We start from the raw sequence: 25,426 nt of genomic DNA on the forward strand, positions 1-25,426 counted from the left end.
ATTGTTTAAATTGTATCATTTCCTAATAAAAATACTGCCCTATTTTCTCTTTTACTTGCTCCAAACTCATAAATCCAAGATGTCTTTCCAATACCTCTCCATCTTTCATAAACAGTATAGTTGGTACTGCTGAAACATTATTTTTTGCTGCAATATCCCGATTTTGTGTTGTATTTACCTTTACAACGTTTACAAAGTCAAGTTCATAATTTAGTTCATCTATTACTTTAGAAAACATTTTGCATGGATTGCAGTTTTCTCCATACAAATCTACAATTACAAATCCCTCCTTTACCATATTGTCATAATTATCTACGTTAGCTTCTTTTATTGACATGTCTACTTCTCCTTTAAAATTAATTTACTAATACATAGTTGATTTTTGTTTTCAAACATTAATCTGTTATCTAATATAAATTTATAATTTTGTGATAATTTTTACAATATATTTTGCTTATTCCGGCAGTTATTGTGTCTATTCTGTACATTTTCAAGATAGTACTACTAAGACAATAGCGGAAGTTGATTATTTTTATTTATATAGTTTCTTAATCATTATTTAAATAGCAAATTATGCCCAAATTGACATCACAAATGCCTGAATAGTACAAAAATATTGAAAACTTAAAAAGAATTTAATATCGTTAAAGAAATTATCTATCATAAAAACAAATGTTAAGCATTGTTTAATCTAATTGTGATAGAGTGAAAGGAGTATATTAAAATGGCAGAATTAAACACGAAACCTACTAAAAAAAGAGAGATTTTTTCTACGGGTCTCGCAGTATTTTTTGCAACTTTAGGGTCAGCAGTAGGATTAGGCAATATATGGAAATTCCCATATGTTGTAGGTTCAAATGGCGGGGGGGCCTTTCTTCTTATTTATTTTATCTGCGTGATTTTTGTAGGTATTCCCGTAATGGTATGCGAATTATATATAGGCAGAAAAACAAGAAATAACGCGGTAGGCACATTTAAAAAATTAAAACCTGGGTCAGCCTGGAAAGGTATAGGAGGAATGGGTGTTGTAACAGCTTTTCTTATAATGTTTTTTTATAGTGATGTTTCAGGCTGGGTATATTCTTATGTTTTCAAGTCCATCACTGGTCAACTAAATGGAGTTACTCCAGATATAGCTAAAGCTGTTTTTGAAAAAACATCCTCAGGACTTACACTTCCTATTTTATGGCAAGGTATTGTATTTATAGTTGTTGCTGCTATTTTAATTGCAGGAGTTAAAAATGGAATCGAACGAATTACAAAAACTTTACTTCCAATTTTATTCATTCTTATTATTATTTGTAACATTCGTGCATTTACGCTTTCAGGTGCTGGAGATGGTTTAAAGTTCTTATATAGTGTTGATTTTACAAAAGTAAATGGTGGAGTAATATTAGCTGCTCTTGGTCTCGCATTTTTTAAATTATCATTAGGAATGGGTACAATGATTACTTATGGAAGTTATTTTACAGAAGACAATAATCTTCTTCATACCCCACTAAAAGTAGCGTTATCAGATATTGCAGTTTCACTTTTGGCAGGTATGGCAATTTTTCCTGTAGTCTTCACTTTCAAGATGGAGCCTAGCTCTGGCCCTGGGCTTTTATTCACAACAATACCTCTAGTATTTTCAAAACTTCCCTTAGGGAATCTACTTCTTGTTTTCTTTTTTATTCTTACTGCAATTGCGGCTACCACTGCAATGATTTCTTTGGTTGAAGTACCAGTCGCTTACTTTTCTGAAGAAAAGGGCATGAAAAGAACGAATGCAGTAATTTTTACAGTTATAATTATGTTTGTAATTGGCACTTTGGCCACACTTTCTGTTAATCCATCAAGTTTTGTTGGAAATATACAAATACTTGGATATGGATTCTTTGATTTATTTGATAAAGTGTCATCTAACATTTTAATGCCAATTGGAGGACTTTTAACTGCTATATTTATAGGATACTTTATAAGAAAAGATGATTTGAAAAATGAACTTATGAACAATGGTACTTTAAGCAATACAGTTAAATTTGATTTGTTTTATTTTATTATGAGATATATCTCACCTATTCTTCTTATAATTGTATTTCTAAGTGGACTGGGTATTATAAAACTTTAGAACTCATAGTTAATAATTAAAAAAACCACTAAGCTTATCTAAGTATTAGATAATGCGCTAGTGGTTTTTGCTCATATTTATTCTAATAAAACTTCATTCCTTTTTCCAACAACAATTCCTTCACTTCATTATATTTGTCCCTACTTAAGGGTAATTTTTCCTTTACATTATCTAATTTTAAAGTATAAGACCTTTTAAATTCATCTACTTGTATACTCTTTATTTTTTCAATGGGAACCAAAAATGACTGATGAGAACGATAAAAGCCATAATTCCCAAAAATATCTTCTAGCTTTTGAAGTGAATCTCTAGAATTATATTTTTCTCCATTTTCGCATACAATATATACTTTTCTGCCACTCTTTTCGATATAACATATATCATTTACATTAATAATTTCAAAGCCACCTTCTATATGGATTCCTATTTTGGTTTCCTTCTTTTCTTTTATATTATACTTAAGATTTTTCGCCCTTGTTAGTGCTTGTTCAAGTCTTAATATGTTCACAGGTTTTATCAAAAAATCTACTGGCTGATATTCGTAGCCTGTTAATGCAAAGCTTGTATGACCAGTCAAAAATATAATCATCGTATTAGGATATATAGAATTAATATGCTTTGCCAATTCAAACCCGTTAATATCATTCATCTCAATATCCAAAAATACAAGATCTATTTCATGTTTCTGCAAAATATTTATTGCCTCTTCAGCACTACTAGCCTCTCCTATAATGCTAACATTGCTAAACTTGCTCAAAGATGCTTTTGTTGAATTTAAGCATGATGATTCATCATCTACCAGTAAAATATTTATTTCCAAATTCATCTCCCCCATCACCCTAACTATATTCAATAGTTAACAACAAATTATTTACAAAATCAATATCTATTAGGTATTTGAGCAATAAAATGTATCATATCTCCTTCGATTTCAGGATATACAATTCCATTATACTTCGATGCGATTTTTTGTACAGTATTAAGTCCTATACCTTCATGAGAAAATTTTGTAGAATATCCGGAAACAAATACTTTCTTTAAGCTATCAATATTGTTATTAACCCTATTACTTACTTTGATAACACTATTTCCACTTCGTTTTAATATAGTAACTTGTATACATGAACAATCATTTAAATTTTGTTCCACTTCATCAATTGCATTTTGAATTAAATTTCCTATAATTTTATTTATCTCATAAACAGTACATGGGATTTTCTCCATATTATAATATATAATAACTTGAAATTGAATTTTTTTTCGTGCTGTTATTTCTCTAAATGTATTTAATAACGCACTTACTTCTGGATGGTATAATGGTAACACTTCATTCATTTTGGTTGTATCCCCTACCATTTGCGTTATATATTTTTTACATTCCAAATAATTCTCATTATCTATCATTCCAGAAATAGCCTGAAGATGAAAGTTAAAATCATGTCGCTGAGCTCTAATTATTTCCATAAAATTAACCAGCTCTTTCTGATATTGCTTATCAATAATTACCTCTATTCTTTCTATTGCATAAGATATAAGTATTTTTATAAAATAAATAAATAAAATTAAAAATGCTATAGTAAATGAGATAATAAAATATTGCTGTCCACTTGAGTATAAATTTATACTATTTGTAATATAAGCGCTCCAAAAGGACATTAATACTAGTACAAAAAGCATCAGTATTAAATAGTAATTGAACTTTTTTCTTTGATTTTCATCTACAATGCAATATTTTCCCCAGTCTTTTGGAAATATATTTATGCCTTTATAATATATTACAAGTCCAAGTATGACATATACTAAAATTTCTATTAAGCTTATGTATATATTATTAAAACTTGATACAGCCTTTCTTAGCATAAGTTGTATAATGAGTTCAAAATTTAAGGACATTAAAACAGCTACACTAATAGATTGATATGTTAGCTTTAAAACTAACTTTAATATTGGAATTAATATTACGAAAAGCAAACAATCAAATATAGCATTAACAGTAAAACTATGGAAGGCATAAAAAATAATGCCCATAAACAATGCAATATAGCTTAATTTTTTAATAATTTTATGAGAGTTTTCACCTACTAATGAAAAACCTAATAAAAGCATTGTACCTATTGAAAATCCTAATTTTATAGAATTAAAAGCCTCAAAATAAAGGTACTCCATATTCATCCACCTTCAAGTTAAAGAGTTGATTTTCTGTTATTAATATTTATAATTCAAATCTATTAATAAATCTTTGTAATTATTATACTATTTATGAATATTGCTTACAAGAAAACTTCAAACAATCGTTTTTTCCCTTTCCTATCTTTTTACAAATTTCCTATGATAACTTATACAAAAAATATATACTTTTAATAATCCAGAAAAGTGTCATGTTAGAATAAAATAGTAAGAATTCGTGAAGGCAAATTTACTGCAAACTAGCATAATTACAGTAAATATTTATATATTTATATATTTATATATTTATATATTTATATACTTAAATATTTTTATAGGTTTATATTTAAATATGTGAATAATGGGAAGATCATTACTTTGTTTTAATAAAGATCTGTTCAAGTAGAGGTATGATACAAACATATTTTTTGCATTTTAGAAAACATTAGCGCTGATATTAATAAAACTTTGAAGAACATCAACAGGTTTCTTTAACAAAGACTTAAATAAAAGACTTATTAAACCTAGTAAAGTTCATAAAATAGCAAGTGATTTTTTATGATATTTTTCGCAATATCTTTTTTCTAAATCTCTTCTCTTGTGTTCCCACACTTCATAACCACGCAAAGCACACTTATCATAATGACAAGCATACTTGACATAATTTTAGATCATTGGTATAATTTACTAAAGGGAGGTGTTACTTTGGATGATAAAATTAGGCTAAAAAATCGCTTAAAGGTTGCTAGAGCTGAATTAAATATTTCTCAAGAGCAACTTGCTAATTTAGCAGGCGTTTCTCGTCAAACAATAGGTTCAATTGAAACAGGTCAATATTGTCCCACTGCCAAGTTAGCTTTAATACTTTCAAAGTGTCTACACAAAACTTGTGAAGAATTATTTTATCTTGAGGAGGAAGATAATGATGTTTAAAAAAGCAAATTCTAAAAACGAAGAGGTTTCCATCTATGGTATTGTCGATGAACGAACTAAAGCTGTTGTTTATCAAGGAGATGCCTATACTGGACGATTTATGCTGTTCGCAGTTCTTATTGATGTTGTCCTTCGTGGATTTAAATTCAATATTTCCTTTATAGATTCAAATTGGGACTTAATGTTGATTGTTATAATCGGAGGCTTTATTTCTACAGCATATCAGATAAAAAATAAAGTTATTTTTAATCGTCCACTTTCAAAAAGTTTCTATTTTGTCATTTTACTTATGGGCTTCAGTGCACTAGCTGCGTTTATTCTTGCTTATCTTTTCTCAAGACAGTAGATAGGAACAGCTGTGTTGTTTACTAAAGCTTCACAGCCTTTTTCCCTGTAAGCTCCTCTCATCCTTTAACTTCCAAATTACAGTAGATATCGGCTAGCTCAATTTCCAAACAGCATCTTTCTGTCTGCGTATAGACAATAATAGTTATACCACTACCGTTAAAGTGCTTCAGCACAATGTCAATCTGTTGAAATCCTCTACTGTATCATGGTTATTGGCATCTAGCTTTTGCACAAAAGGTCTAGTCCGCCTACCTAACAGTCGCTATTTATGTGTATTTATGTACCCCTGGGCCGTAAAGACATATAACTCTTAGTACATGGAAACATAAAACATACATTAAAAAAAGGCTAGATTTCTCTAACCCTTTGATATCAGCCTATTTCCTCGCTATCCTAACAATTGTCTCCACATGCCTTGTACAGTCAAAAAAGATGCCACTTGAACCTGGTAGGGCCTTGGCGGCAGAATTTATAGTTAAAATTATAAACACAATATCAACTTTCTCGACGAGAATATTGAAATAAGTCTTCTTCATCTGTATAAAAAGACTTCCTTTCAGATTGAATTTTTCATTCTTTTCTAAAAGAAAGCCCTTTAATTGGTTTTTACATTATAAAGTCGCTTTATTCGGGATGATAATTAAAACAACAGAACCATCTCTTCAAAAAAGCTTTCGATAAATTAAATTGCATTATACATCTGACTTACCCTTATTTACTCTGCGGTGCATCAGGGTGAAGAACAGAATCTTTCAAAGGCACAGTTCTGTCATGTCCAAGGTACATCTGATAATACGGCGGAATGCCATTGATCTTGTTCACAATTTTTTTCTTGAATTGTGCCATCATCGCTAAATCGATATTTGGCAGGTCTTCTTCCTTAACAGGGCCCTTTATTCCACTAAACTTCTTCATACGCTCAATCATGTAACGGGCATCGAAACGGGAAGGATTAACTTCAATGATATCCTTCTCCAAACCAAGAAGTTTATAAACTCCTTCGAGTCCGGTACGGACGGAGGTCTCAACTGTGAATACAACATCATCATCAACCTCGACAAACTGGCCCAGAAAAGCTAAATTGGTACATCCATCCGGAACGTTTTTCGGACGGTCTTCCACTTTACGTGGCATAAACTGGCTTGTGCAGTAAGGCATCATAGCGGTAGACATATAAGTATGAGCCAATACTTCGTCCTTAATATCAAGCATTCCCAGATGATAGAGAAGCTCGGTCAGTATCTCGTCACCGGTGCAATCCCACATAGGCTTTTTAATATAATTGCCGACGTTCTCGCCATACAGGCCATAACCCCAGCCAACCTCTTCGTCGTCAGCCTGCAACGGGAAGAAAGGCTTGTGATGTAACTCAAAGGATATATCCCAATTGGAATCTTTGAATGTCATCATGCCGCCGGTGCCCGCTTTGCTTCCAGTCATCTTTTCTATTCTTTCAAAAAACTCAGGAAATCCCTTGACGGTCGGGAAAAAAGAAATCCATTTTGTCTTATCAATGTCACTGAGGAATTTTTCCGGATGACCGAATTTTTCATCCTTTTTAGCGAGATTCTGCCATATGGTAAATGTGCCCATATCTTTTGTGTCGCGATTTGTGTGAGCAACCGTCTTATTATCACCAAAGCAGCTGTTTTCGCTTATTGAACCGTTCGTTACAAACACTAAATCTCCGTTGCCGACACGAACGGTCTTGTCTTCGCCATTCTGGTACATATGGATACCATGAACTGTATTGTAATGGTCATCCATCTCTAAATCATATACTGAGCTGTCAAAAACAAAGTTTACACCTTTATCAATAAGCCATCTTTCAATCGGGAGGATTATAGCATCATACTCATTGTATTTCGTATGGACAAAGCCATCCAGATATTCATGGCGGTTAGCGAATGTAAACCTCTGCCAATAGCGTCTGCACTCAATAGCACTGTGATAGTGCTTAAAAGCCAGTTGGCTGTGGAAGCAAGTCCAGAAACTGGATTCAAAGAAAGATTCGCCAAAGAAATCCTCGATCGCAAGATCAGCGAGTTCTTCTTCCGTTGAAGCCAAAATCTTGTTCATAGCTGCAAAATCCTTGGGATCAAGCTTATAATCATGTACGTGGCTGTATATCTCGCCTTGATTTACCCACAAACGTGCCTCGGAATGGATTGGTTCATCCCTGTTGAAGTCTACGACATCATCAAGCACGGTACGTCCTTCATTTTCAAGAGAAGGTATTTTGCTGCACAGATACCAGAGGCATTCCATGTATGGCTCGAGTTCGCGCTCACCACGGCAAAGATAGCCGGATTCGTTTTTGATTCCATCCATGGAACCACCCATGACCTGTTTCTTTTCATAAATAGTGATGTTCTGTCCTGGCATCTTAGCGTCGTCAATCAAAAACACTGCTGTGGCAAGTCCGGCAATTCCTCCCCCGACAATATAGGCTTTTCGTCCGTCAATTCCTGCTGGTTTGTGAGGATGGTACATGGTTTTGTAAATATTCATAATAATCTATCCTTTCTGATTTGTTTGTAAGACATTGTCTTGCATATAATATAAATCATTAGGATAGCCAAAACAATTTACAATCAAATTGAAGTGTAAAAAGTATTTACATTTCCCCTTATCTGTAAATTATGATTAGTTTGCGTATTTTTTCAGTGCTTTTTCAAAATCACCTTTTATTAATACAGCAGTTTGCTCTACTATATCTTCTGGTTTTTCTTTCATCCCATTCTTTATCCACTCACAAATGAGTGCTATGAAAGCTAGACTGTAAAAATGTGCAATAAAATTTTTGTGTTTCTGGTCAACAGACATTTCAATGGCTTGCCGTTCCACTACTGCAAGAACCTGATCATAGATTACCGTATACATATATCTTTCTAAGGAATCCCGGTTGGTAGACCGATAGGTATTTTGAACCAGGACTTTACTGTTGCTAATGGAAATCAACAGCTGGTAAAAGCCCTGCTGCCAAGTATCATAATCCTTATTTTCTGCAAGTGATTTTTCAGTAGCCTGTAAATAAATCCATTCAACAAGTTCATATATATCATAAAAATAATTATAGAAAGTCTGTCGTGTCAGTCCACATTCCTCGACAATATCCTTAACGGTTATTTTATCAATGGGTCTTTTTTGTAGTATATCTATTAAAGCATTCGCAAGTACTTCTTTTGTCTCATTATGCAAAGAAAAAACCTCCCTTAAATGTCAATCTATATAAGTTATTATACCATTAGCCGATATACAGTTTACAGTTCTATAAAATTAACCTTAGAGTATTAAATAAATAAGAAACCTGCCTTTGTTTTGCGAAGATTTATTCAAAAAAATTGGATGAAATCGAAAAGAGCTCTATTAATCTTGCAGAAAGTACAGGATTCATCCGGCAATCTCCCGATGTCCACCCGAAATGTAATTACTGCGAGTGGGAAAATCTCTGCTAGGGCGGTTGGAGGAGGAATAGGGAGCCGATAATCAACTTTATTTCAGCTTCTCAATCTTCACACAGGTCTCTGTATACCTTGAATAGACAAAAATGATGTAGTGAAGACTCACTGTTTCCTTAGTGGAAGGTTTTTTTCAGGTGGTATTATGAACAGATTATCTAGTACCACTTTATTTAAATTCTTTTTTCTATTTTGGCTAATATTAATACCATTAATTGCATCCCATATATATTCTTCCAATCTGGGTTCTTCACTACTTAATGTTTTCTTTGGATCTTCAGTTTTATAGGTAAATGGATTTGGTACTATAAAATTTCCAAGTCCACCAGTACTGAGGGTATATTCAATATTCGTTTTACAAAACGTAATAATTTTGTTATTAAAAATATTCTTCAAGAATATCTATAGATAATAGATTTGCCATTTTACTTACGGTTATTTTAGGATTACCAATTTGTAAAAATAATCCATCATAACTTATAACACTCTCTATTAATTTTCTTGGATCAAGTCTATAATCATTTTGCATGAAATCATAGGTATCAATATGAATTAAAGTCTTATTATCCAACTTGAAATTACTCCTTCAAAACATAAATATAATTCAAATTTGATCTGTCTTCTAATAACTATATTTTGCCAGTATTTATTTTTCTACCTCCGCACTAAGTTCACCTATTTACATGGATAACTTTCTTTTGCTCTACTCATACCAACGTAAATTATTCGGTGCTCTTCATTTTTTTCCAAATGCGGAGTAATCAGAAATGTCTTTAAACTCTTATTTTCAACAAGCATTACGTTGTCGAATATTGTATATCAATTGTACCTCTATGAGAAGTTTTTCACAATAAGATCCGATAAATATTTGGTAATTATCCCATTTGTAACATCCTAAATTCAGGCTACCTCACTTCTTCTTCAGTAAATATATAAAATATAGTTATGTATTTACCAAGTTTCCTATATCTAAGCACATTTGATTAACACAGGTTCTCTGCTTCTCCTTTCGAAACAAATTGTATCAAATTCATTATCAGAATCAGCACAAGTTTAATAACTTGAATGTTATCTGTAACAAATCGTCTTTATATAAAAATATAAAAGACATTAACGCATCTTTACCTTATGGTATAAATCACGCTAATGTCCCTTATATTTTCTTTTATATTTTTATTTTTTGTTTACTTATCTGCTTTTATATGCCGCTTCAACATCCCTTGCCTAATCTTCCCGTCTCAGACTTTCTGCAACAAGGTTATTACCTCCACATGGTAGGTATGAGGGAACATATCCACCGGCTGTATTTCTTCTACCTTATAACCATTTTTCACCAAATACTGCAAATCCCTTTCTTGAGTTGTTGGATTGCAGGATATATATATAACTTGTTTAGTCTTTAGCTTTACAAGTGAAGATAAAAATTTTTCATCACTTCCACTGCGAGGTGGATCCATAAATACAGTATCTATAGTCTGTTTTTCCTTAGAAAGCTCAACCATAAAGTCTCCGGCATCGGCATTATAAAACTTAGCATTACTTATCTTGTTTCTCTTACTATTTTTTATAGCATCACTCACTGCGTCCTTATTTAACTCTACTCCTATAACCTCTTTAGCTTTCCTGCTGGCAATAAGTGCAATGGTACCTATTCCACAATAAGCATCAAGCACCGTCTCCTTGCCTGTTAATTTTGCCATGTCTATAGCTTTACCATATAAAATTTCTGTTTGAATAGGATTTATTTGATAAAAAGACTTAGGAGAAATTTGAAATATACAGCCACATAAAATATCCTCAATATAGCCTTTTCCATAAAGTACTTTTTCTGTCTCTCCCAAAACTAAGCTAGTTTTACGATTATTTATATTCATAATAATAGTAGTTATTTCAGGATGTTTTTTAAGTAAAGCTTTTATAAAATCATTTTTGCCGGGAAATACTTGTGAAGCTGTTATAAGCACCACCATAACCTCGTTGCTTACAAAGCCGGTTTTAACTAAAACGTGGCGAAGAAATCCCTGCCCCCTATCTTCATCATAGGCCCTCAGTTTGAAAGATTTCATTAGTTCCTTTACACTTGCTATTATCATATCGGCTCTTTTATCTTGAATCATACACTTTTCAATAGGAATAACACGATGGGTGTTTTCTTCATAAATTCCAGATACTATTTTCCCCTTTTGATCTTGTGAAAGAGTGGAATGAATCTTATTTCTATAATAAAAAGGCTCTGCCATAGTTAAAATCTTATTTATCTTGCCAAAAGGCTTCATAAGCTTTTCTATTTTTTGCTGCTTGAATTCAGCTTGACTTTCATAAGACATGTGCTGAAGCTGACAGCCACCGCAATTATTAAAATAAGGACACTTTGGTGTTATCCTGCTCTTTGCTTTCTCATCAATTTTAATAACTTTTGCCTTTACAAAATCTTTTTTTTGTATTATCTCCACTATAGCTGTTTCACCCTCAAGCAAGTTAGGCACATGAACAATTTTGTTTTTTATCTTTACAATTCCTTTTCCTTCTTCATCCATTCCAATACATTTTACTTTTATTTGTTCCATACTATTTTTCACCTTTTCGTAATTATTTGCTCTTTATAGATAATGCGCGCTGAAATTTAACTTACTACAGTAAAAATAGTTAAAGTAATTGTCTTCTTCACTGTTTATAAGCTTATATTTGATGCTGTTTATCTATAATATCATCTGTACATTACTTAATTATGTATCAATTATATATAATTGTGTATGCTTTCTCAAGTTATCATTAGCTAAATATAATGCAATAAAGTTCTTACATTAATGATGTCACAAAATATCCAATCTTCAAGGATTTTTGGGACATCATTAATGTGTTAGAACTTTTGCATTGTATATATAAAAAAATTTCAGAACATATGTTTGCAATTCGAAAATTTGGAAATACTTTAAGAAAAAGGAGATGAATATAATGAATAATGTATTATTAACCGGTAATTTAACAAAAGATGCTGAGCTATTGGAATTTAATGATAGCAAAAGAAAAGCAATAAAATTTATCTTAGCAGTAAGCAAAAATCGTAAAAATTCTGATGGTTCAAAAGATGTAGATTTTATTCCTGTGATTTACTTTACAAATTATTCTGAAAAACTCATTACCTATTTAACTAAAGGTAGAACTATATCTGTTTCGGGAAAACTAAGCATTAGATCAGCTGTAGGAACTGATGGTACAAAAAGATATTTTACAAATGTAGTAGCAAATAATATTGATTTTCTAGGCAGTAATAAGACAAAAGCACAATAGAAAAGCAGAGGTTTATGCCTCTGCTTAAATTTCTAACTTTATAATTTTTTACTTAATTTAACTACAGTTTCGATGTGAGGGGTATGAGGAAATAAATCCATTAAAACTACTTTTTCAACTACATATCCTTCAGAAGTTAAAGTAGTTAAATCATTAACCAAACTCTTTGGGTTGCAGGATACATAAATTATATCCTTAGCATTAAAATCTATTACATACTTTAATGCGGTCGGATGAACTCCTGGTCTTGGAGGATCAAGAATTATAATATCCGGCTTATCTTTAACCTGTGTAATTACCTTAGCTACATCACCTGCAATAAAGGTGCAGTTGTTAAGTCCATTCAATTTTGCATTTTCATTTGCTGCTTCAACTGCTTCCTCAATAAGTTCAATCCCAATAACCTTTTTTGCATTAGGGGCAACAATCTGGCCTATTGTTCCTGTACCGCAGTATAAGTCGAAAACCACTTTTGAATCGGAGTCCTCCATAAAGTCTCTTACTAAACTATAAAGCTTTTCTGCTCCCTTTGAATTTGTCTGAAAGAAGGAAAATGGAGTTATTATAAACTTCAAACCTAAAAGCTTCTCAATAATATAGTCTCTGCCGAAAAGTATATTTACTTTGTCTGCAGCAACTACATCAGATAATGAATCATTTACTGAATGGATTATTCCTGTAAGCAGCCCTTCATAAGGCATACTTCTTAAAATTTCTGTTATTTCGCTAAAATCAAAATCTATTTGCGAGGTTGTAACTATATTTATTAATATTTCGCCTGTATTTTTAGCTTTTCTAATAACTAAATTTCTTAAAAATCCTTCATGTTTCATAACTTTATACTGAGGCAGATTTTTTTCTCTAAAGTACTTTAATACAGAAGATAATATCTTTCTATAGTCCTCATCAATAATTTGACAGCTATCAACTGTAACAATTCCAAAACTCTTTCCTTTTATGTGCATACCAAGTGACAATTCTCCGCCTTTTTCATAATCACCAAAGGTAAACTCCATTTTATTTCTATATTCAAACTCTTCAGGGCTTTTTTCAATACCTAGAAATTCAAAACCTTTTATATCTCCTTGTTCTAATAACTCAAGCACTTGCTGCTTTTTAAATTCAAGCTGTTTTTCATAAGATATAAATTGGTGAGTACAGCCTCCACATTCATTAAAATGAGGACATTTGTTTTCAATCTTATAGTTTACATCTTCCAATACTTCAAGAGTCTTAGCCTCAGCATAGCTATCTTTTTTCTTTGATATTCTTCCTAAAATCTTTTGTCCTGGAAGAGCATTCTTTACATATACCTTCTTATCTTCAACATTTCCAACCCCAAAGCCTGGAAACTCAGTTTTTTCTATTAGAATTTCATATTCTTTTCCTTTTCTCATATATTTCCTCCTGTTGTGCGGCATAATCCTTTATTTAATTTACCTACATTTGCGCAACATAATCTATTATGCTATAGCATTTATATTATGTAAATATATATTAATGAATGAATTGTGTAATTTAAAAATAAAATGCACATTCTATATTTAGATAAATATAAAAATTTCCAAAAATGACTTAATACTTTTTAATAAATTCGTTACAATTTATTCATTATTCTGTTGATGTTTAGACATAAAACAAGCTTATACTTGAGTAATTGAAATTTTTCCTGGGGGTTTTTATAAAAATGAAAAAATTTAATTCTTTTATATTACATAATGTTGACATATATTTATTCTTTATTTCATTAGTTATAAAAATACTTATATTCAGCAGACAAATACAATCCAATTATTTTTCTTATAAATCTATATTAAGTCCTATAATTGCTTCAACTTTGATTTTATGCAGTTTTTTATTTTTAATTAACAAAAGAAAAAGAATAAGATTTATAATGTTCTTAGATTTATTTTTAAGCTTTATAATTATCTGTGATATAAATTATTATAGGTATTTTAAAGATATTCCTTCAATTTCCGTTGTTCGAAACGGGCTATTGCTTGGTGATGTTAAGTCCAGTGTTGGCAGCCTGTTTAAGTTTAGTGATTTACTGTTTTTAGCAGACTTAGCCATATTTTTTATAATTAAAGAATTTTATAATCACATATCTTCTAAAAATCAATTTCTAAGCATGAAATTTGCATCATTTGCCTTGGTACTATCTTTAGGATGTGTACTAAATGGCTACTATATAAATAAACTTTCTATTGAACAGCCAAGACTCTTAAGCACAATGTTTAATAGAGTATATATTGCAAACGAGCTTGGTATCGTAAATGCTCATGGTGTTGATATCTATAATGAAATAAAAAATGATATTTCAAAGCATACCCTACTTTCAAAAGAAAAAGAAGCTGATATAAAAACCTTCTTAGAAACAAACACAGAACAAGAAAGTACAGAGCTTAAAGGAGAAGGAAAAGGAAAAAACCTCATAATGATACAAGTAGAAGCTCTTCAGCAGTTTGCAATAAATAAAACAGTTAACGGTCAGGAGATTACTCCTAATTTGAATAGATGGATAAAAAAGAGTGCTTATTTTAATAACTTTTTTTATCAAGTATCAGGAGGGGGCACCTCAGATGCTGAATTTATGACTAACAACTCTATATACCCTGCCCCTTCTGGTGCTGCCTATTATTTATATTCTGACAATGAATATAATTCTCTAGGAACTGCACTTAAGAAAGAAGGCTATAATACCGCTGCTTTTCATGGTTATAAAAGCACATTTTGGAATAGAGATGTTATGTATAAAAATGAGGGAATTGATAATTTTTACAACGAAAGAGATTTTAATATTGATTCACAGGTTGGTTTGGGGCTTAGTGATAAATCCTTTTTGGATCAATCACTTGAAAAAATAAAAACTATGCAAAAGCCATATTACTCTTTCCTTATCACCTTAAGCAGCCATTTTCCTTACGATGATCAAAAGGGCTATGGAAACTTTTATAATGGTGAATTAAGCGGAACATTAGTTGGAGATTATATTAATGCTATACATTATACTGACGAAGCTTTAGGAAGCTTTTTAGATAATCTTGATAAAGAAGGTATCTTAAAAGACTCGATTGTAGTTTTATACGGTGACCACAACGCTATACCAGATGATAAAAAAGAGGTTTTAGCAAAATTTGAGGGAGTGTCATCTATTAATGATTTGCAGTGGGCAATGCTTCAAAAAGTTCCTATGTTTATCCATTTTCCAGATGACAAGCACAGCGGTATATATGATACCTTTGGAGGAGAGATGGACATTTATCCCACTCTGGCTAATATCTTTTCTATAGAATCTAAAAATATGCTTGGTAAGGATTTATTTAATGCCACAAAAGGAAATGTATTGTTTAGAAATGGATCTTTTACTGACGGCAATATATATTACCACGCCCCAAGCAATACTTATTATAACATCGCCAGTGGAGAAAAACTTGCTGAAGACGAAAGCTTAAAAAGCAAAAAGGAAGATACTTTAACTCAGCTTGAGTATTCAGATGATATTTTAAAGCATAATCTTTTAAAGAAATATATAGATGACTCTAATTAATTTATAAAGGTGTCAGAACTATATGCTGTCACCTTTATATTATCCTCATACTATTTTTATTGGACTTGTTATACAGATTTATGATAAACTTTATATTGTTTGATAATATTTAATAAGCTTAGGACGGTGTTAATATGCCTCTCAATTCAAATTTAAGTCATGATTTTTTAATGAAGCTTCTTATACTTTGCCCGGCAGGTTTTTTAGCTGCATTAGTTGATTCTATAGCTGGAGGAGGCGGGCTCATAAGCGTACCTGCCTATCTATTAGCTGGCATCCCACCTCATGTTACCTTAGGAACAAATAAATTTTCCTCAACTGCTGCTTCTTTTACAAGTTCTCTTAAGTTTGCTCGGTCAGGCAAAATTAACTTCAATATTATGAAATATTTAGCACCACTCACCCTTGTAGGTGCAGTCCTAGGTGTAACTTCTGTACTAAAAGTTGATCAAAGCTTTTTATATAGTTTAGTACTTATATTAATTCTTTGCGTTGGAGTTTATAGCTTTTTTTCAAAATCTATAGGCATGGAGGATAAGTTTAAAGGCACTTCAAGAAAAACAATTTTACTTGGAATGATACTTGCGCTTGCCTTAGGTTTTTACGATGGATTTTTCGGACCTGGTACAGGCTCCTTTTTAATCTTTGGGCTCATAAGTATTTATGGTTTTGACTTTGTTAAGGCAAGTGGAAATGCAAAGTTTTTGAACTTTATCAGCAATATAACTTCTTTATTACTTTTTGCTGCACATGGACAAATAAACTATATTCTTGGAATACCTGTAGCTATATTTATGATATTTGGAGCTCGCTTAGGTACCGTAATGGCAATTAATAAAGGTTCAAAGCTTATAAAACCAATTTTTATTACTATGTCTTTAGGTGTCGCTGTAAAAATGTTATATCAAATGATTTTCTAAAAAGCAAATTTAAAAGCCTAGGTTTAATTAATTTTTTTAAACCTAGGCTTTTATTATAATATCTTTCTCAACTTTTCCCCATTATATTCTCTAATAAATTTACTGTTACTCTCATCCCTTATCAAAAGTCTTGCTGTATTATCTTTTATTTTTAATACTTTACCCTTTAATTTTGTACCTATAACATTAACGGGAGCTCCTACTGCCAGCTCATCAATATAGCTGCTGCTGCAGTAACTGCAGCTTTCTCCATTACTTATTACCCTTTTACATTCGTTACAATAGTAAAGCTTATCCATGTGTTCCCATCCTCCTAAAAATTAGTTGTTAAGTTTAAAACCTCTCATAAATTCTAAACTTCTTAACTCTATAATTATATTCTATATTTTCTAAATATTTCCTTCCATATTTTAGAAATTTTTGATAATATTTAATTAAAAAAGAAAACTTCAGGTTTAAATTTACCTGAAGTTTTCTTCACTAACTATATTAAGAATATCTTTTATATTGTCTATAGAATAATCTGGTGAATAAGCCATAATCTTATCTAAAGGAAGCACCGTATATTTTACTACACAAGATTTCGCTCCTGCATTCTTTCCACAAAGTATATCAAAATGGCTGTCTCCAACCATTAGAGATTCATATGGCTTAACACCTAATATACTGCAGGCCTTTTCAATAGGCTCCGCTTCTGGCTTATGTTTTACTGTATCCTCAGGAGTAATAACAACATCCATAATGTCTAGCATATTAAAAAGCTTTAGCCCTCTTTCAGCTATACCTCTTCTCTTCGATGTTACTATACCAACCTTTATACCTAAAGCTTTAAGCTCCTCTATTGTCTCTTTAGCTCCAACAATTTCTTTTGTTAATTCATCATGTATTGCCTCATTATGTGCCCTATAGGTTTGAATTAGAATATGTGCATTTTCCTTATCATATCTTGCTAGAGTATCTATAAGTGGTTCCCCAAAATATAAAACTATTTCACTTTCCGAAACCTCTTTATTAAGATGCTTTTTAAATGTATGCTTAAAAGATTGTATAATGAGATTGTTTGTATCAATTAATGTACCGTCTAAATCAAATAAAACTGCTTTTATCAAATTACGTTCTCCTTATGCAATTAATTTTATTAGTATCTATTATATAATTAAAATATTATTTGTGCAAATAAAGAAGGTACAGAATAATCTGTACCAAAGCTTTAGTGAGGAAGAAGTATAAATCTTAGAATAAACAAAGCTGCCAATATATATATAATAGGGTGTACTTCCTTACGTTTTCCTGTCGCTAATTTTACTATTGGATAGAATATTATACCTGATGCTATTCCATTTGCTATACTGTAGCTAAAAGGCATAATTGCTATTGTAAAGAAAACTGGCAGTGCTTCAGTAAAATCGCTAAAGTCTATTTCTTTAATTGCTCCAAGCATTAATGCTCCAACAATAACTAATGCTGGTGCTGTTGCCTCTGGTGGAACAATCCCTACAATTCCACTGAAGAATAAGGAAAGAACAAATAAAATTCCAACAGTAAAGGAAGTCAGTCCAGTTCTTCCTCCTTCAGTAATACCTGCTGTAGATTCAACACAAGTTACTAAGGTGCTGGTTCCGAGCAATGAACCAAAAGTAGTTGCAACTGCATCGGAAAGCATTGCTTTGTGCATGTTTTTAACCTTACCATCAGGTTCTAGCATATTTGCCTTTTGTGCTGTTCCAACTAGTGCCCCTATAGTGTCAAATAAATCTACCAAGCTAAAAGTTATAATAACCATTAGGACACTGCTCAGCGCCCCCACAACTCCAACACCTCCATGACCTAACAATCCTTTGAAATCTAAGTGAAATAAGGTTGGAGCTATAGATGGTGGAGCACTTAAAATCTTTACGCCTGAGAGATTTGTGATTCCCATAGGTATTCCTATTATCGTAGTTAACAGTATTCCTAAAAGCATAGCTCCTTTAATTCCTCTAGCCATTAAAATTGCTGTTATTGTTATTCCTATTATAGTTAAAAGAACTCTTACATTAGTAAAGTTACCAAAAGACACAAGTGTATCTGGATTTGCAACAATAATACCACCGCTTTTAAGCCCTATAAGAGCTATAAATAATCCTATTCCTCCTGAAATTGCAAGCTTCAAATTATGCGGCAGTGCATTTACTATTTTCTCTCTTATTGATGTTACTGTTATTATAATAAATAGAATTCCAGATATAAATACCGCCGCAAGTGCCTGCTGCCAGCTGTACTTTAATGTTATACAAACACTAAAAGTAAAGAAAGCATTAAGTCCCATTCCTGGTGCTAGTACAAAAGGAAGATTTGCATATAAAGCCATTATAAAAGTACCAATTGCTGCTGATATGCATGTAGCTGTAAACACAGAAGCAACTATTGGATCATTAAGGGCATTAAAGGCTGCTGCAGCATCTCCTTTAACTCCATTAAGATTCATACCCGCAAATCTTAATATATTGGGGTTAACAAAAATAATATAAGCTACAGTTATGAAAGTAGTTATACCAGCTAATATTTCAGTTTTTAAATTAGTATTATTCTCTGAGAGTTTAAAAATTCTCTCAAATAATGACTTTTTTGTATCCTTAGTGTTATCACGATTCATTGGTTGTCCTCCATTTTTTGTATTTTAAAAACAAAAATCCCCTACTGGACTATGTGTAAATCCAATAGCGGAAATGAAATTCTAAAATAAAAATAATGAGGCTACTAAGGATTCACCCATAGTCCAAAGATTTACGGCCTTTGTGTAGAAACTCTCGAACCCTATTATCGAGAATATATGGATGGGATATTCAATTTTCTATGGGTAAATATTATCATCTCATTCTACAAAAGTCAACAATATTTTCAATTTGCATATCTGCTTTCTACGCTAATTTTGATTAAATTATACATTCAAATCATAAAACTTTAATTTTAACTTTAAAAACTAAATAATAACAGCTATACTCTATATGTATTTATAAAAATATAAGGGGGATTTTACTTTGCTTAATATAGTTGTAATTGATGGTCAAGGCGGCGGACTTGGAAAATCAATAATTAGTAAATTAAGAACTGAGTTCTCTAATGAAATAAATATTACTTCTCTCGGAACAAATTCCCATGCCGCAAAAGCTATGCTAAAAGCTGGTGCTAACTCATCATATTTTGGTGATGAGTATATAACTAATTACATAGATAAGAATGATATAAGCTGCTTGATTGCACCTATAGGTATTTTATGTACTGGTGGTTTAAATAATGAAGTTACACCTAACCTTTCAGAAGCTGTTTTTAAAAAGGAATGCACAAAATATATAATACCTTTAAGAAAACATGGCTTTTACATACCTGGAACCACAAGCTTAGAAATAAAAGATATACTTAATGAGATTATTTACGATATAAAAAATGCCAAGAATTAATTTCTTGACATTTTTTTCACCAGCTTCAATAATAAAAATATTATTAGAATCCCTGCTGCTGCAGAGACTACATATCCTAAAATTTCATTTACTCCTCGCAAATTGTAATCTGGCATAATTGCATTAAAATTAAAGCCATTTTGCATTCCTTTCGGTATAAATCCTAATATGTCTTTTATTTCATCAGTGCCCCATTCTCCCCAAGCAGTTCCTGAAGCTAAAAGTCCTATGGGTGATAATAATACAAGTCCGATTATTAAATTATATATTGGTTTTAATTTTATTTTTTCACCTTCGTATATGCTGTCTGGAGAAACCTTCTTAATATAGCTGTATATTCCCAATGTTATAATTCCTTCTAATACTCCTACTACTAATAAATGAGGTATCATCATAGCAGGTATAGATACTTTTAATCCATAAGGACAATATAATGGCAATCCAGCTGAGTCTTTAAAAAGCAAAGGTTGAATCCCAAACTCAATTGCAGCCGCTAAAGCCGCTAAATTAACACCTATATAGCTTGCTGCAAAAACTGCTGCAAGTTTACCTTTCTTACTATTAAATCTATCACTTACATATTTATAAATCAAATATCCTGAAAACGGCATAATAAACGCCATATTGAAACAATTGGCTCCAAAAGCTAATATTCCCCCATCTCCAAAAAATAAGGCTTGTATAAGCAATGCTGTAGTAATTGATATAGATGCTGCATAAGGACCTATCAGTATTGCCGCAAGTACGGCACCTACAGCATGTCCCGTAGTTCCTCCTGGCAGAGGTATATTAAACATCATAATTAAAAATGAAAATGCAGCACATACCCCAAGAAGAGGCAGCTTTTTTTTCTTAAAGTTTTTATTTACTTTAATTATTGATTTTTTCCAAGCTGGAATCATTGCGGCTCCTAAGACAGCGCAAGTTGATGGACTTAAAAAATTATCTGGTATATGCATTTGTCTTCCCCCATTTTTAAAATAAAAAAGGTAGAGCTATTAAACTCTACCTTCGTGGTAAACAGTATAAAACACTTAATAAAACTATCACATCTTAATAAAACCTTCGTGGTTTAATAAAATTATAACAATTTATATAAATATATTCAATATATATTAGTTATATCCTATTAAATATAAAAGCAATTACAAATATTTGATATTTCTATTTTCTATTAATAGTTTTCTAAGGAAAACGCCCCAAATAAATATGTTATTCTTTCAATAATGCATTTACTTATTAAGCTTACTATGTCATTATAGTTTTTTATTTTCACTAAATATTCTTCAAAGTTAGAACATATATTAACCTTATAAACCTTTGGCATACATTGGCTGGCTTTGAACTCCATAATTGGCAGTTGTTCCTTAATGTGTCTATATATTTGTATTTCTGGTGCATAATTAAGCACTAAAGCACTTAATTTTTCTATCTCTTGTTTTATAGAATCTGTCAAGAATACATCACAACACTCTATATCAATAGAATATCCATATTCTTTATCTTCAAAGTTTTTGGTTCTGCTCTTAACAAATATTTTCACGATAGAAACTTCATCCGCTTCGGTATTATAAAGGTGTCCCATGTATAAAACCTTCTTTCTAAAAACTTATACATAGATATTGTTTACAAATTATCGCTTTATATACCAATTAAGAAAAAATTTCTAAATTATAGTAGATTTTTTATAAATCATTTGGCTATTATTTTTCCATGAAAATTTGCAGTGTGTTCATCTTTTATTTTTTGATAATTATCAGCTTCCATAGTATTTGGATTAATCTGCGTAAAATCTGTCACAGTATCAACTCCCATAGCAAATGTTCCTATATTTGCCGCTTGAGCTATGCCATTTTGAACAACAGCTTCAAAATTATTTAAATCATCTATTCTTGCATTTCTATCTTTATTCATTTTGCACCTCTTATTAATCATTGTCCGGTTTGTAATTATAATTAGTAACTATTTGAGTCCCTATTCCCTCATCATTTCCATAATATATAGAATTAATTTCAACCTCATCTTTAGGATTCAAGCTTTTAAATTGACCTCTTTCAGCTGTTTTTCTGTTTTTATCATTATTTTTCACGATAACACTCCTTTCAACCATAGCTTATCCTTGAAATTCTGTATTATTCTCTTTTTTAGCTAAAAAAAAAGAGCTTATATGCTCTCCTAAATTCTTAATAATTTACTATATAAAATATGTACCTATGATGCTATTTTGTGATTATATGCGTCGATGTATATGTTTGTTGTACATAGCTCCTTTACGGTTGGGGAAATTCCCTGAACTTTAAAAAACATTACTAATTTCCTTAATTCCTTTGTATTCATTGCTATTCCTTTTAAGCTGCTGCTTATCATATAAATACATCTCCTTCTCATAGGTTATATAAGATAATATTCCATATACAAAAAATCTATTACTAAAATATTATATAGAACTTTAAAGCAGTTCTGAACATTAGTTCGTATAACTTATTATATAATTATATTTTGAAAAAGTAAACATCTGTTCGTGTATTTTTTTGAATTTGTCGAACGAAAAAACACTCCTAGGATTTTATAAACATCCTAAGAGTGTTTTAGCGTATATTTTATTCTTTTCTAGTTACATGGTTATTAATTATGTTACAAGTTTTTTCTGTAGGCATCAACTGCCTGCTTTTCTTTCTCATTCTGCTTTGAAACATTTTTATTGGATTTAACTGCATATTCATAGTCCTTAGCTAAGTCATCCTTTGACTCTCCAGACATTTTTTCAGTCATCCTGTCTAAGGATGCCCTCATCTCAGGAACTAAATTATCATTATCTGGCATTGTATTTCCTCCTTCTGCTTCTTAATTTTATCCTTATATGCCGCAATAGTTTTATTCAAGTCTATCTTAACCACATTACTTCAACTTATTCTTTACGTTCCCAGCAGCAGCTTTTAAAAAATTTTGCTTCTAAATAGAAAAACACTTCGGCATGTAACCTACTGTACATGCCAAAGTGTAGTGAATTTTATATTATTCTTCAAAGCCCTCTGGGAACTCTGCATTGTGGTAAACATCCTGAACATCGTCATCTTCCTCAAGAGCATCAAGCATCTTTTGGATTTTAACAGCTGTTTCTTCATCTACAGCAGTGTACATATCAGGTATAAGTTTTATATCAGCTTCAAGGAATTCAATTCCGTTAGACTCTAATGCTTCTCTTACAGTGCCAAAGTCTTCTGGAGTTGTTGTAACAACAAATACTTCATCTTCTGAAGCAAAATCCTCTGCTCCAGCATCTAAAGCCATCATCATTACTTCATCTTCATCAAGTTCATCAGTTTTTTCTATAACTAATTCACCCTTCTTCTGGAACATGAAAGATACGCAGCCAGAAGATCCCATATTTCCGCCGTATTTAGTATAAGCATGTCTTACGTTTCCAGCAGAACGGTTTTTGTTATCTGTTACAACATTTACTATAACTGCAACCCCTCCTGGAGCATAACCTTCATAAACTATTTCTTCATAATTTACTCCAGCTAATTCTCCTGCCCCTTTCTTTATAGCTCTTGTTATAGTATCTTGAGGCATGTTGTTTGCTTTAGCTTTGGCTATAACATCACGAAGTTTAGCGTTTGTATCCGGGCTAGAACCATTCCTTGCTGCCATGATGAGCTCTTTACCTATCTTTGTAAAGATTTTACCTCTTTTAGCATCAGCCTTACCTTTTTTAGCTTGTATGTTATGCCATTTTGAATGTCCTGACATAAAATCTCCTCCTAATTTAACCGTATATATGTATTTATGGTTTTTATATTGTTTATTTATAAACAAATGCACACAACATTATACCATATAAATCAATAATGCCACAACTATGAAAAACAATGTAAATTTCCTAACATTCCGCAAATAATCTGTTATTAAGCTTAAAGTAATATTCTTTTTCACTTTCAGTAAATATTGCTTTGCCTGAAGTGCTTTCAACTATGCTATTTTTAATTTTTTCAACATTTGAAATCTCACAGTAAAGCTTTACTACTACTTTATCAGTATAAGCAGTATCTTCAATATGCCAATAGTTTTGTCCACAAATATACTGAATTTTTCCCAGCTGATCATAATCAATAGTTATATATAAAGCACATCCTTTAACCTTCTCAACTATTCCTCCTTTTTTTATAGCTTCAGAAGCTCCTTTTGAATAAGCCCTGACAAGTCCCCCCGCTCCAAGCAGAGTTCCTCCAAAATATCTTGTTACAACTACAACTATATCTGTGATTGAATTCTTTTTAACAACATCAAGTACAGGCACCCCTGCTGTGCCTTGTGGCTCTCCATCATCGCTGTATCTTTGAATGCCCATATTCTCTCCTATAATGTAAGCATATACATTATGAGTGGCTTCTCGATGTTTACTTCTAATTTCATTTATAAATTTCTTAGCTTCATCCTCATTATATATTCTCCTTACATTTCCAATAAAAATAGACTTTTTCTCTTCAAATTCACTGCTTGCTTCGTCTTTTATTGTAAGGTAAGCCATTTTTCGTTCCCCCTTTATGCTTCAAAGGTTTTTATAAATTCTTCTGCGGCATTTCTTAAATAATCTTTTTCACTGGATTTATAAATTTGTTTTATTTTTTCAAGTGCTCTTTCACTTTTTAATTTCAAAAGAGCCTTAACCGCATACATAACAACTTGAGGATTTTCATCTTCTAATGCTCTTATAAGAGGTACTTCACAGGCTTTTTCTGAAAGTTTTCCCATAGCCGATACCGACATTCTTCTTATATTTACATGTTTGTGAACAAGGGCTTTATTTAGTATATCTATAAAATTTGAAGCCTTTAACTCCCCAATTATCCATATAGCAGTTTCTTTATGTTTTGAATTCATTTCTGAATACTTTTTTCTTATAAACTCCAAAAGTTTTGTTCTATTTTCATCATCAATGCCATAAAGCAAAGAAAGCTTATCCTGTTTACCTGCATTACATAAAGTCATAAATAATTCCTGTTCATTTTTACTTTTAGCCAAAAAACGATATTTAACTTTCCCTTCAATAATCTGCCTTTGAACTTCTTCCCTATCCATTTTTCTTATTCTGCATATAGCCTCTACAGTTTTTCCTTCTAATGATAAAAAATAAGTTATATCCTCTTCAGTAAGATTATCTAGTTCGTTCCAATTTATTTTTACTAAACCTCTATCCAATATAT

27 protein-coding genes and 1 riboswitch are annotated in these 25,426 nt (G+C 31.5%); of the genes, 7 read left to right on the forward strand and 20 right to left on the reverse strand.

The annotated features are described in order from the left end of the window. Positions 1-22: 22 nt before the first annotated feature. The gene (locus JK636_RS20255; RefSeq protein ID WP_202750800.1) at positions 23-337 is read right to left on the reverse strand and encodes a thioredoxin family protein; all 315 of its coding nucleotides are present in this window, start codon (positions 335-337) and stop codon (positions 23-25) included. Between the two features lie 387 nt (positions 338-724). Between JK636_RS20255 and JK636_RS20260 the strand changes: the two genes are divergently transcribed. Beyond that, entirely contained in the window at positions 725-2,110 is a 1,386-nt protein-coding gene (locus tag JK636_RS20260) for a sodium-dependent transporter (protein WP_202750801.1), read from the forward strand. An 82-nt stretch (positions 2,111-2,192) separates the two neighbouring features. Here JK636_RS20260 and JK636_RS20265 read toward each other — a convergent pair whose 3' ends face one another. Both JK636_RS20265 and JK636_RS20270 read right to left on the reverse strand, forming a co-directional pair. Further along, entirely contained in the window at positions 2,193-2,930 is a 738-nt protein-coding gene (locus tag JK636_RS20265; RefSeq protein WP_202750802.1) for a LytR/AlgR family response regulator transcription factor, read from the reverse strand. Between the two features lie 59 nt (positions 2,931-2,989). Then, a complete protein-coding gene (locus JK636_RS20270) occupies positions 2,990-4,276 on the reverse strand; it encodes a sensor histidine kinase (protein WP_202750803.1) in 1,287 nt (428 codons plus the stop codon). Between the two features lie 705 nt (positions 4,277-4,981). On the opposite strand from JK636_RS20270, the gene JK636_RS20275 reads away from it, so the two are divergent. Both JK636_RS20275 and JK636_RS20280 read left to right on the forward strand, forming a co-directional pair. Further along, complete coding sequence (locus JK636_RS20275; protein WP_202750804.1) at positions 4,982-5,209, forward strand: helix-turn-helix transcriptional regulator; 228 nt, start codon at positions 4,982-4,984, stop codon at positions 5,207-5,209. Then, the gene (locus JK636_RS20280; protein WP_243428277.1) at positions 5,199-5,555 is read left to right on the forward strand and encodes a hypothetical protein; all 357 of its coding nucleotides are present in this window, start codon (positions 5,199-5,201) and stop codon (positions 5,553-5,555) included. The genes JK636_RS20275 and JK636_RS20280 overlap by 11 nt, the downstream gene beginning before the upstream one ends. 713 nt (positions 5,556-6,268) lie before the next feature. On the opposite strand, the gene JK636_RS20285 is transcribed toward JK636_RS20280, so the two are convergent. The 4 genes from JK636_RS20285 to rlmD (JK636_RS20300) form a co-directional block, all read right to left on the reverse strand. After that, complete coding sequence (locus JK636_RS20285) at positions 6,269-8,068, reverse strand: oleate hydratase (RefSeq protein ID WP_202750805.1); 1,800 nt, start codon at positions 8,066-8,068, stop codon at positions 6,269-6,271. A gap of 135 nt (positions 8,069-8,203) precedes the next feature. Then, on the reverse strand, positions 8,204-8,758 hold the full coding sequence (locus JK636_RS20290) for a TetR/AcrR family transcriptional regulator (RefSeq protein ID WP_202750806.1): 555 nt from the start codon (positions 8,756-8,758) through the stop codon (positions 8,204-8,206). A gap of 639 nt (positions 8,759-9,397) precedes the next feature. Beyond that, positions 9,398-9,589 carry a hypothetical protein gene (locus JK636_RS20295; protein WP_202750807.1) on the reverse strand — a complete coding sequence of 64 codons (192 nt, stop codon included), beginning with the start codon at positions 9,587-9,589 and terminating at the stop codon, positions 9,398-9,400. Between the two features lie 667 nt (positions 9,590-10,256). Then, a complete protein-coding gene (gene rlmD, locus JK636_RS20300; RefSeq protein WP_243428278.1) occupies positions 10,257-11,585 on the reverse strand; it encodes a 23S rRNA (uracil(1939)-C(5))-methyltransferase RlmD in 1,329 nt (442 codons plus the stop codon). A gap of 388 nt (positions 11,586-11,973) precedes the next feature. On the opposite strand from rlmD (JK636_RS20300), the gene JK636_RS20305 reads away from it, so the two are divergent. Further along, on the forward strand, positions 11,974-12,309 hold the full coding sequence (locus JK636_RS20305; RefSeq protein WP_202750808.1) for a single-stranded DNA-binding protein: 336 nt from the start codon (positions 11,974-11,976) through the stop codon (positions 12,307-12,309). 38 nt (positions 12,310-12,347) lie between these two features. Here the strand turns inward: JK636_RS20305 and rlmD (JK636_RS20310) are convergent, their stop codons facing one another. Then, entirely contained in the window at positions 12,348-13,706 is a 1,359-nt protein-coding gene (rlmD, locus tag JK636_RS20310; protein ID WP_202750809.1) for a 23S rRNA (uracil(1939)-C(5))-methyltransferase RlmD, read from the reverse strand. A gap of 290 nt (positions 13,707-13,996) precedes the next feature. Here rlmD (JK636_RS20310) and JK636_RS20315 point away from each other — a divergent pair, with 290 nt between their 5' ends. Both JK636_RS20315 and JK636_RS20320 read left to right on the forward strand, forming a co-directional pair. Next, on the forward strand, positions 13,997-15,859 hold the full coding sequence (locus tag JK636_RS20315; RefSeq protein WP_202750810.1) for an LTA synthase family protein: 1,863 nt from the start codon (positions 13,997-13,999) through the stop codon (positions 15,857-15,859). A 134-nt stretch (positions 15,860-15,993) separates the two neighbouring features. Then, positions 15,994-16,779 (forward strand): TSUP family transporter, encoded by a 786-nt coding sequence (locus JK636_RS20320; RefSeq protein ID WP_243428279.1) that lies wholly within the window; start codon positions 15,994-15,996, stop codon positions 16,777-16,779. Between the two features lie 53 nt (positions 16,780-16,832). On the opposite strand, the gene JK636_RS20325 is transcribed toward JK636_RS20320, so the two are convergent. The 3 genes from JK636_RS20325 to JK636_RS20335 form a co-directional block, all read right to left on the reverse strand. After that, the gene (locus tag JK636_RS20325; protein WP_202750811.1) at positions 16,833-17,078 is read right to left on the reverse strand and encodes a hypothetical protein; all 246 of its coding nucleotides are present in this window, start codon (positions 17,076-17,078) and stop codon (positions 16,833-16,835) included. Positions 17,079-17,240: 162 nt separating this feature from the next. After that, on the reverse strand, positions 17,241-17,888 hold the full coding sequence (gene ppaX / locus JK636_RS20330; protein ID WP_202750812.1) for a pyrophosphatase PpaX: 648 nt from the start codon (positions 17,886-17,888) through the stop codon (positions 17,241-17,243). Positions 17,889-17,989: 101 nt separating this feature from the next. Continuing rightward, positions 17,990-19,414 (reverse strand): NCS2 family permease, encoded by a 1,425-nt coding sequence (locus JK636_RS20335; RefSeq protein ID WP_202750813.1) that lies wholly within the window; start codon positions 19,412-19,414, stop codon positions 17,990-17,992. 99 nt (positions 19,415-19,513) lie between these two features. Next, positions 19,514-19,615, reverse strand: a riboswitch (purine riboswitch). A 184-nt stretch (positions 19,616-19,799) separates the two neighbouring features. Here JK636_RS20335 and JK636_RS20340 point away from each other — a divergent pair. Further along, complete coding sequence (locus JK636_RS20340; RefSeq protein ID WP_202750814.1) at positions 19,800-20,219, forward strand: DUF3842 family protein; 420 nt, start codon at positions 19,800-19,802, stop codon at positions 20,217-20,219. Here JK636_RS20340 and cbiM read toward each other — a convergent pair. From cbiM to JK636_RS20385, 9 genes are all read right to left on the reverse strand, one after another. Then, entirely contained in the window at positions 20,216-21,178 is a 963-nt protein-coding gene (gene cbiM, locus JK636_RS20345; RefSeq protein ID WP_202750815.1) for a cobalt transporter CbiM, read from the reverse strand. The two genes, JK636_RS20340 and cbiM, sit on opposite strands and share 4 nt — an antisense overlap. Before the next feature lie 215 nt (positions 21,179-21,393). Further along, positions 21,394-21,804, reverse strand: a complete 411-nt coding sequence (locus JK636_RS20350; RefSeq protein WP_202750816.1) for a hypothetical protein — start codon at positions 21,802-21,804, stop codon at positions 21,394-21,396. Between the two features lie 107 nt (positions 21,805-21,911). Continuing rightward, complete coding sequence (locus tag JK636_RS20355) at positions 21,912-22,133, reverse strand: hypothetical protein (protein ID WP_202750817.1); 222 nt, start codon at positions 22,131-22,133, stop codon at positions 21,912-21,914. 13 nt (positions 22,134-22,146) lie between these two features. Beyond that, positions 22,147-22,308 (reverse strand): hypothetical protein, encoded by a 162-nt coding sequence (locus tag JK636_RS20360; protein ID WP_202750818.1) that lies wholly within the window; start codon positions 22,306-22,308, stop codon positions 22,147-22,149. A 122-nt stretch (positions 22,309-22,430) separates the two neighbouring features. After that, positions 22,431-22,586, reverse strand: coding sequence for a hypothetical protein (locus JK636_RS20365; protein ID WP_202750819.1), 156 nt, complete (start codon positions 22,584-22,586; stop codon positions 22,431-22,433). A 267-nt stretch (positions 22,587-22,853) separates the two neighbouring features. Continuing rightward, positions 22,854-23,042 carry a hypothetical protein gene (locus JK636_RS20370; protein ID WP_202750820.1) on the reverse strand — a complete coding sequence of 63 codons (189 nt, stop codon included), beginning with the start codon at positions 23,040-23,042 and terminating at the stop codon, positions 22,854-22,856. A 192-nt stretch (positions 23,043-23,234) separates the two neighbouring features. Beyond that, positions 23,235-23,972: a YebC/PmpR family DNA-binding transcriptional regulator gene (locus JK636_RS20375; RefSeq protein WP_202750821.1), complete on the reverse strand. Its 738-nt coding sequence runs from the start codon at positions 23,970-23,972 to the stop codon at positions 23,235-23,237. A gap of 130 nt (positions 23,973-24,102) precedes the next feature. Then, on the reverse strand, positions 24,103-24,750 hold the full coding sequence (locus JK636_RS20380; protein WP_202750822.1) for a YigZ family protein: 648 nt from the start codon (positions 24,748-24,750) through the stop codon (positions 24,103-24,105). 14 nt (positions 24,751-24,764) lie between these two features. After that, positions 24,765-25,421 (reverse strand): HEAT repeat domain-containing protein, encoded by a 657-nt coding sequence (locus JK636_RS20385; protein ID WP_202750823.1) that lies wholly within the window; start codon positions 25,419-25,421, stop codon positions 24,765-24,767. Positions 25,422-25,426: the final 5 nt, after the last annotated feature.

This window comes from Clostridium rhizosphaerae, from assembly GCF_016765585.1.
Taxonomy (GTDB): domain Bacteria; phylum Bacillota; class Clostridia; order Clostridiales; family Clostridiaceae; genus Clostridium_AT; species Clostridium_AT rhizosphaerae.